The sequence below is a fragment of the Acidocella sp. genome (assembly GCF_035535915.1).
GTDB lineage: Bacteria > Pseudomonadota > Alphaproteobacteria > Acetobacterales > Acetobacteraceae > Acidocella.
This window is the reverse complement of the sequence record NZ_DATLPB010000020.1, coordinates 58,364-67,098: the sequence shown is the minus strand read 5'-3', so window position 1 is coordinate 67,098 and position 8,735 is coordinate 58,364. Positions and strand designations below refer to the sequence as shown.

Here is an 8,735-nt window from a genome sequence, read left to right as displayed (position 1 = left end):
CCATGGCCCAGCATAACAAAGTTTTTTTGCTACTTTTTGTTCACAAAAAGTAGCGCTTCCTTTCTTCCTCCTGCGCGTCTTTTGCGCCCCTCCGGCGAGCCTCTATAAACGCCGCATGAGCACGTTAGACCCCCAGGACTGGTCCGAACTTCGCGCCCTCGGGCACCGCATGATGGACGACATGATCGACCATCTCGCCAACATCGCCGCTGGCCCGGTCTGGCGGAAAATGCCGGAAACAATACGTGCCGGCTTTCAGGCGCCGCTGCCGGCCGCGCCGACCGCGCCCGAAGCTTTGTACGAAAATTTTCGTGAAACCATTCAGCCTTATGTCACCGGCAACACGCACCCGCGCTTCATGGGCTGGGTGCATGGCGGCGGCAATCCGGTGTCGATGCTGGCTGAGCTTCTCACCGGGGCGATGAACGCCAATTGCGGCGGGCGCGACCATGTCGGCATCGCGGTGGAGCGCCAGGTGATCGCCTGGGCGGCGGAGATGCTCGGCATGCCGGCGACCACCGGCGGGGTGCTGCTCACCGGCTCCTCGATGGCGAATTTCTGCGCCGTGCTGTGCGCCCGCTACAAGGCGCTGGGCAATGCCGGCCGCACCGACGGCATCCAGGGCAAGAAGCTGACCGCCTATGCGAGCGCCGGCGTGCATCGCTGCGTGCCCGGCGCGCTGGACATGGCCGGCCTCGGCTCGACCGCGCTGCGCCAAATCCCTCTGGACGGCGAATTCCGCATGGATCTTGCCGCACTTCGCGCCTCCATCGCCGCCGACAAGCAAGCGGGCTTCACACCCTTCCTGCTGGTCGGCACCGCAGGCAGCGTGGATGTCGGCGCGTTCGACGATCTCGCGGCGCTGGCCGACATCGCGGCGGTGGAAGACATGTGGTTCCATGTTGACGCCGCGTTTGGCGCTCTGGCCGCGCTGGCACCGGCGCTGGCGCCTAATCTCGCCGGCATCGAGCGTTCCGATTCGGTCGCTTTCGATTTCCATAAATGGGCGCAGGTCACTTACGATGCCGGCTGCCTGCTGGTGCGCGACCGCGATCTCGAATTCGCGACCTTCGCGCAAGCCACCAACTATCTGGCCGCCGCCACGCGCGGCCTCGCCGGCGGCCAGCCCTGGCCGTGTGATCTCGGCCCCGACCTCTCGCGCGGCTTCCGGGCGCTGAAAATCTGGATGACGCTGTCCGCCTATGGCAGCGCGCAGCTTGGCGGCGTGGTGGAAACCAGCTGCGCCCTGGCCCAGCGCCTCGCCGCCAGTGTCAACGCCAGCAATCGGCTCACGTTGATGGCCCCGGTCAAACTCAACATCGTGTGTTTCGGCATCGACGGTTTCACCAACGAGCAGACCGACGCGCTGGTGGCCGATTTGCAGGAAGAAGGGCTGTTCGCCCCCTCGACCACAACCATCGGCGGCCGCCGCGCGATCCGCGCCGCCATCGTCAATCACCGCACCGATGAGACGGATGTCGACGCGCTGGTCGCGGAGATTTTGCGTAGGATTTAGGTAAGAAAGAAGCCGCTTTTTAAAAAAAGCGGCGCAAAAATTTTCTTTAAACTGGGCCCGTGGCGCTGAAACGCCGCGGGCCCAGTTTAACAAAGTTTTTTTGCTACTTTTTGTTCACAAAAAGTAGCGCTTACTTTTTTCTTCCTTTCTCAATGCCAATGCCCATGCCCGCCGCCGCCGATCCACACGCTGCCATAAACCGGCGCGGGCGCGGCATAGGCGGGCGCATAATAACCCGGCGCGTAGCCGTAACCGGACGGGTAATACACGCAGCCCGCCAGCGACAGCCCGGCCAGGCTGAGCGCCGCGATCAGGCCGAGCGTGCGTTTGGAACGTTTCAAACCGGGAACAGCCATGTCACTCACTCCTTAACTCAACGCGCCGAAAGCTTCGGCTGATCGTAACCTGCCCGGCATTTGCGGCATGTTTGCGACACCAAAGCGGCACGATTGTAAAACAGTGCAACCCGTTGGAGATGTGGAATCGCCGCGCTGAATTCGCCATATTTCCGGTCTATATACGGCTGCCGAGGCTCGATTTGGGCCTTCTCGATACCGCGTTGAAGGAGTCTGTCTTTGCTCGCCTCCCACAAGAAGATGCGCCGCTGCCTCCTGGCAACCAGCTGCCTCGCTCTGCTTCTCCCCGCCACCGCGCAAGCCCAGAATGAAGCGATCCCGTCCCGGGTCGGCCAGCTCACCTCGCTCTCAGGCAACGTGTCGTATAATGGCGCCGGCTCCGGCGGCCAGTGGATCGCCGCCACGCCGAACTATCCGGTCACCAGCGGCGACACGTTGTTCACGCAGGCCGGCGCGGAAGCCGCGATCGTGCTGAATGCCAGCCGCCTGACCCTCGGCGCCAACACCGAATTGCAGATCAACGCGCTCGATGACACGCATTTCGCCGCGCGGGAAAGCCAGGGCGAACTGTTCCTCAGCCTGACGGACATGCCGCCCGGCCAGAGCGTTACGATCGACACGCCGCGCGGCACGGTGACGATGACGCAAGCCGGCGCCTACGACATCGTCGCCGGGGACGCGGCGACCCCCACCATTGTCTCGGTGCTGGCAGGCGCAGCCAGCATCGGGGCGCTGGGGATCCCGGCCGGCCAGGAGGGCGTGCTCTCCGGCACCGACCAGACCACGGCGCAGCTCGAACCGCTGCAGCGCGACGCCCTCGAGGATTACGTGCTCGCGGCGACCATGCCCCCGCCGCCGCCTTATGCCCCGCCCGTGGTGCAGCAGATGAGCGGCGTGGACGAGCTTTCCGCCTATGGCAGCTGGAGCATGAGTCCGGGTTACGGGGCAGTCTGGTACCCCTATGTCCCTACCGGCTGGGCGCCCTTCCGGGATGGCCATTGGGCCTATGTCGCGCCCTGGGGCTGGACCTGGGTGGATTTCGAGCCTTGGGGCTTCGCCCCGTTCCATTACGGCCGCTGGATCGATGATGGCGGGCGCTGGGGCTGGGTGCCGGCCGGAGCCTATGGGCCGGGTTATGCCTACGGGCCGGGTGATCAACCGGTCTATGCCCCGGCCGTGGTCGGGTTTTTCGGCCTCGCGGCTGGCGCCGCGTTCACCGCGTCGCTGCTGGCCTCGCAGTCGGTCGGCTGGGTGCCGCTGGCGCCCGGCGAACCTTATTATCCGGCCTACCACGCCAATCCGGCCTATCTGCGGCGGATCAACCAGGGCGATGTGCGCCATTTCGATCCCGCCGCGCATCGGCCACCCGCTCCGGGTGAATTCGTCAACCGCCGGGTCGCCACCTATATGCCCGCTTCGGCAATGGCGCACGGCTCTTCGGCGGCATCTTTCGGCCGCCCGGTGACGCCGGGCCAGTTCAGCCAGGCGCATCAGTTCGACAATTTCGCGCCGGCGCTGCGCCCGGACATTACGCACCGACCCGCCGCGGCGCCGCACCCGAGCGGCTTCGCGACGCCGCATGGGGTGCCGCCCATCGTCCCGCATACCGCCGTTCAGCCTTTCCATCCGGGCACGCTCACCCAGCCCCGCGAAGCCTTGCCGCCACGGCCGCCCGGCGCGAATTTCCCTCGACCCATGCCGCCTGTTTACCAGCCTCACGAGGCACCCCCGCCGCGGCTACCCGCCGGCAATTTCCATCCGCCGATGCCGGCCTACCACCCGCCGGCCCCGCAATTCCACCCGCCGATGCCGGCCTATCATCCGCCGGAGCCGCAATTCCGGCCGTCGATGCCGGCCTACCACCCGCCGGCCCCGCAGCCGCACGCCGCGCCGCCTCACCCTCAACCTCAGAACGGCCATGACCGCAATCATCCCTGACCGGTCCGGCCGCCCCACCAGGGCGCAGGCCCTTGCCCACATCGCCGCCGCCGATCCCGTACTCGGCACCTTCATCGCCACGGCCGGCCCGCTCACGCGGGCCAAACCGGAATTCTTGGAGCCCTACCACGCGTTGCTCAGCGCCGTGGCGCATCAGCAACTGCACGCCCGCGCCGCGCTGGCGATCCTCGGGCGCCTCAAGTCTCTTTCCGGCGATGTCCTTCCAGCCCCGGCCGCACTGCTCTCCTTGCCGGATGATGCGTTGCGGGGCTGCGGTTTTTCCGGCGCGAAAATCGCCGCGATGCGCGACGTCGCGGCCAAAGCCGCGGAAGGGCTGATCCCCAACCGCGCCCGCGCCATGCGCCTGAGCGACGAGGAACTGATCCGCCGTCTCGTCACCATCCGTGGCGTCGGCCAGTGGACGGTGGAAATGCTGCTGATTTTCACGTTGCGCCGTCCCGACGTGTTGCCGGTGGACGATTTCGGCGTGCGCGAAGGCTATCGCCTCGTACACGGCCTGGCGGCGCAGCCAAAGCCGAAGGCCTTCATGACGATCGGCCAGGCCTTCGCGCCCTACCGGTCCACCGTGGCGCACTATCTGTGGAAGGCCGCGAACCTTGCCAAGGCCGGGTATGTGTTCGGGAAATAAGTAAGAAAGCGGCCGCTTTTTGTAAAAAGCGGCGCAAAAACTTTTTTATGCTGGGCCGGCGGCGCTGAAACAGCGCGGGTAAATAAAAACGGCGCCCAGAGGCGCCGTTTTTATTCATGGGGTCCGGGGCCTTTCGGCCCCGGTGGGGTCCAGGGGCAAAGCCCCTGGCCTCCCTAACGTCAGGCAGACTTCGCCATGATCTCGTCGGCGACGTTGCGCGGCACCGGATCGTAGTGGTGGAACTGCATGGTGAAGGAAGCGCGGCCCTTGGTCATCGAGCGCAGATGCGAGATGTAGCCGAACATTTCCTTCAGCGGCACATGGGCGCGCACGATCACGGTCGAGCCCGAGCTTTCCTGGTTCTGGATCATGCCGCGGCGACGGTTCAGGTCGCCCACCACGTCACCCACGTGGTCCTGCGGGGTGGTGACTTCCACGTCCATGATCGGCTCGAGGATGACCGGGCCGGCCTTCTTCATGCCTTCGCGGAAGCAGGCCTTGGCGGCGATTTCGAACGCCAGCGAGCTCGAGTCCACGTCGTGATACTTGCCGTCGACCAGCGAGTAGCGGAAGTCCACGGTCGGGAAGCCCGCCAGCACGCCGGTATCGGCCTGGTTGCGAATGCCCTTTTCCACCGCCGGGATATATTCCTTCGGCACCGAACCGCCGACGATCTTGTTCTCGAATTCGATGCCCTGGTTGCGCTCCAGCGGCTCGAACACGATCTTCACCTCGGCGTACTGCCCCGAACCGCCCGACTGCTTCTTGTGGGTATAGGTTTCGGTATGCGCCTTGCTGATGGTCTCGCGATACGCCACCTGCGGCGCGCCGATATTGGCGTCCACGTTATATTCGCGGCGCAGGCGGTCGATGATGATTTCCAGGTGCAGCTCGCCCATGCCGGAGAGGATGGTCTGGCCGGTTTCCTGGTCGGTCTTCAGACGCAGGCTGGGGTCTTCGCCCGCCAGCTTCTGCAGGCCGAGCGTCATCTTCTCGATGCCTTCCTTGGTCTTCGGCTCGACGGAAATGTCGATCACGGGGACCGGGAACGCCATGCGCTCCAGCACCACCGGGTCTTCCGAGGCGGCCAGCGTGTCGCCGGTGCCGGAATCCTTCAGCCCCACGAACGCCGCGATATCGCCGGCATGCACTTCCTTGATCTCGGCGCGCTTGTCGGCGTGCATCTGGAACATGCGGCCGACACGCTCCTTATGGCCCTTGGTGGTGTTCAGCACCGTGTCGCCGGATCTCAGCATGCCGGAGTAGACGCGCACGAAGGTCAGCGTGCCGTATTTGTCGTTGATGATCTTGAATGCCAGGCCGGCGAACGGCGCGTTCACGTCGGCCTTGATGCGGCGGGCATTGGGGTCTTCCTCCTCGCCTTCCGGCGGGGCGACCTTGATGCCCGCGACGTCGACCGGCGACGGCAGGAAATCGAGCACGGAGTCGAGCAACGGCTGCACGCCCTTGTTCTTGAAGGCGGTGCCGCACAGCACCGGGCGGAAGGCGCCGCTGATGGTGCCGGTCTTGATCGCGCGCTTCAGCGTCTCGACCGAAACGTCGCCCTTCTCGAAATATTCCTCCATGCCGGCATCGTCGACCGCGAGCGCGGTGTCGAGCAGCAGCTGGCGGTATTCCGCGGCCTGCTCCTTGAGGTCTTCAGGAATCGGCTCGTCATGGAACTTCGCGCCCAGCTCGCCGCCTTCCCAGACGATCGCCTTCATCTCGATCAGGTCGATCACGCCCTGGAAATTGTCCTCGATGCCGATCGGCAGCTGCAGCGGCAGCGCGACGATGTCCAGCTTCTCCTTCAGCGTGGCGAAGGCGCGGAAGAAATCGGCGCCGGTGCGGTCCAGCTTGTTGATGAAAATGATGCGCGGCACATTGTAGCGGTCGGCCAGGCGCCAGTTGGTCTCGGACTGCGGCTGCACGCCGGCCACGCCCTCGATGATGAAGATCGCGCCGTCCAACACGCGGAGGGACCGATTAACTTCAATATTGAAGTCGATGTGGCCGGGCGTGTCGATGATGTTGATGCGATGGTCTTTCCACTCGCAGGTCACGGCCGCGGAGGTGATGGTGATGCCGCGCTCACGCTCCTGATCCATGTAGTCGGTCGTGGTATTGCCGTCATGCACCTCGCCGATCTTGTGCGACACGCCGGTGTAGTACAGGATTCGCTCGGTGGTGGTGGTCTTGCCCGCGTCGATATGCGCGGTGATCCCGATATTGCGGATCTTGCCTAGGTCGAAATCAGCCATAAGAGCCTCCACGGGCGACTAAAAAAATACAAAGGGGTCGCCGCCACTGATAAGCAGCATGCGTGGCGCGGCTTTTGCGGCAGCGCGGGGGTTTTGGCAACCCCGTTCGCCCTGAACTGTCGTGCCCGCACCGCCTTGGCACCAAGATAAGCGCATTTTTCCGCGAGAAAAAGCCCCGCTGCGGCCGCGCGGTGCCAAGAAGCGGATCACGCCGCCGGCGGTGGCTCGCCCTGCACCGGCACCGCCCCATGCCCGGCGATCATGCCGGTCGCCGCTTCGATCGCCGCTTCCAGCGCCGCCACATCCGTGCCCTTGGCAACGATGGCGACCCCGCCGAGCTCGCCGCGGCGGAACGGATAGCTGCCGAGATCGATGCCGGCGAAGCGCTCCTGGATCGCCGCCAAATCGGCGGCGATGCTGCCTTCCAGCAGCCCCATGCCGTGCACCGCGCGCATCGCGATCGGCGTTCCCTCCGGCAATGAAGGTTCCAGGGCGGAGAACTGCGCCTGCATGATGCGCGGCACCCCGGCCATCACATGCACATTGCCGATGGAGAAGCCCGGCGCCAGCGACGCCTCGCTGGTGATCGGCACGGCGCCGCGGGGCAGCGTCGCCATGCGCCGCCGCGCCGCGTTGTAGCGTTCGCCCATGGCCGCGTGCAGGATCCGGTCTGTCTCATCATGGACTTCCCAGGGCACGCCGACAGCGGCGGCGATGCATTCGCTGGTGATGTCATCATGCGTGGGGCCGATGCCGCCGGTGGTGAACAGCATGTCACAGGCGGCGCGCAGCTCATTGACCGCACCGATGATCCGCGCCGCCACGTCCGGCACCACCCGCACCTCGGAGAGCCGAATCCCCCGCGCGGCCAGGCGCCTGGCGATGAACTGCACATTGATGTCCTGGGTGCGGCCAGACAGGATCTCGTTGCCTATGATCAGAATCGCAGCGGTCGGATTGGTCATAAAAAATCCCTCAGCATCGGTATCAGGGGCCGGTCGGCCGGCGGCATCGGATATTCCACCAGCCGGTCCGGCGCCACCCAGGCCAGAGCCTGACCTTCTTTCGGCGCCGGCTTCCCTTGCCAGCGCCGGCACAGAAACACCGGCATCAGCAGATGGAAATTGTCATAAGGGTGGGAAGCAAACACGAACGGCGCGAGGTCGTTGGCCGACACCTCGATGCCAAGCTCCTCGCGCAGCTCGCGAACCAGGGCGGCCTCCGGAATCTCCCCCGCGTCCACCTTGCCGCCGGGAAACTCCCACATGCCGGCCATTTTCTTGCCTTCGGGGCGACGCGCCAGCAGGATTTTTCCTTCCTTGTCGATCAGCGCCACAGCCACCACGAGAAGCACCGCGGAAGGCGGCGCCGCCGCGGTGGCCATCGGCACCTCGCGCTCGATCGCGTAATGGTGCACCGGCAATTTCTGCCCCGGCCGGCATTGGAAGACCTGCGCCCCCTTGCCCGTGAGCCCGAACCCCAGGCGTTGCAACACCGCGGCCGAGGCGTCGTTATCCGCCGCCGTCGTTGCCGTGACGCGCGCGATCGGCAGAGCGGCAAAAGCCCATTCGGTCAGCCGCCGCGCCACCTCCACGCCAAGCCCCTGCCCCCAGAAGGCACGGCCCAGCCAGTAGCCGAGATCGGCGCTCTGGCGGTCGCGCGACAGGCGCAGCCCCGCCGAGCCCAGCAGCGCGCCGCTCTCGCGATCGACCACCGCGAACTGCTCGGCGACGCCACCGGCACGGTCAGCGCTGGCGGCGGCAATCCACTGCGCCGCCAGCTCGGCCGGATAGGGGAACGGGGCTTCCGGCAGCTTGCGGCAAATATCCCAATCATTGATCAAACGGTGAAAAGCCGGCGCGTCACCCGGCTCCAGGGGACGCAACAGCAGGCGCGTGGTATGCAACTGGGGCCCGGCCGGCGCCGTCCGGTCCCGCACAAGCGAATCGAGATGGTCTGGCATGTGCCACAGAGATAGCGTGCAGTTGATCTTCCCGCCAGGACTAGGCAACCAT

Annotated in this window: 7 protein-coding genes; 3 read left to right on the top strand and 4 right to left on the bottom strand. The window is 65.6% G+C overall.

Features of this window, described 5'->3' with window-relative positions; all coding sequences use genetic code 11:
• Positions 1–115 precede the first annotated feature (115 nt).
• Entirely contained in the window at positions 116–1,516 is a 1,401-nt protein-coding gene (locus VNC39_RS02615; protein WP_325395871.1) for a pyridoxal phosphate-dependent decarboxylase family protein, read from the top strand.
• 149 nt (positions 1,517–1,665) lie between these two features.
• Here VNC39_RS02615 and VNC39_RS02610 read toward each other — a convergent pair whose 3' ends face one another.
• Complete coding sequence (locus VNC39_RS02610; RefSeq protein WP_325395869.1) at positions 1,666–1,872, bottom strand: hypothetical protein; 207 nt, start codon at positions 1,870–1,872, stop codon at positions 1,666–1,668.
• Between the two features lie 219 nt (positions 1,873–2,091).
• Between VNC39_RS02610 and VNC39_RS02605 the strand changes: the two genes are divergently transcribed.
• The gene (locus VNC39_RS02605) at positions 2,092–3,810 is read left to right on the top strand and encodes a DUF6600 domain-containing protein (RefSeq protein WP_325395867.1); all 1,719 of its coding nucleotides are present in this window, start codon (positions 2,092–2,094) and stop codon (positions 3,808–3,810) included.
• Positions 3,791–4,459, top strand: coding sequence for a DNA-3-methyladenine glycosylase family protein (locus tag VNC39_RS02600; RefSeq protein WP_325395865.1), 669 nt, complete (start codon positions 3,791–3,793; stop codon positions 4,457–4,459). Before VNC39_RS02605 ends, VNC39_RS02600 begins: the two co-directional genes overlap by 20 nt.
• A gap of 179 nt (positions 4,460–4,638) precedes the next feature.
• Here the strand turns inward: VNC39_RS02600 and fusA are convergent, their stop codons facing one another.
• The 3 genes from fusA to mutT all read right to left on the bottom strand — a co-directional run bounded on the left by fusA (position 4,639) and on the right by mutT (position 8,683).
• Positions 4,639–6,720, bottom strand: a complete 2,082-nt coding sequence (gene fusA, locus VNC39_RS02595; protein WP_325395863.1) for an elongation factor G — start codon at positions 6,718–6,720, stop codon at positions 4,639–4,641.
• Between the two features lie 206 nt (positions 6,721–6,926).
• Positions 6,927–7,685 carry a competence/damage-inducible protein A gene (locus VNC39_RS02590; RefSeq protein WP_325395861.1) on the bottom strand — a complete coding sequence of 253 codons (759 nt, stop codon included), beginning with the start codon at positions 7,683–7,685 and terminating at the stop codon, positions 6,927–6,929.
• Positions 7,682–8,683 (bottom strand): 8-oxo-dGTP diphosphatase MutT, encoded by a 1,002-nt coding sequence (mutT, locus tag VNC39_RS02585; RefSeq protein ID WP_408840065.1) that lies wholly within the window; start codon positions 8,681–8,683, stop codon positions 7,682–7,684. Before mutT ends, VNC39_RS02590 begins: the two co-directional genes overlap by 4 nt.
• Between the last annotated feature and the right edge of the window lie 52 nt (positions 8,684–8,735).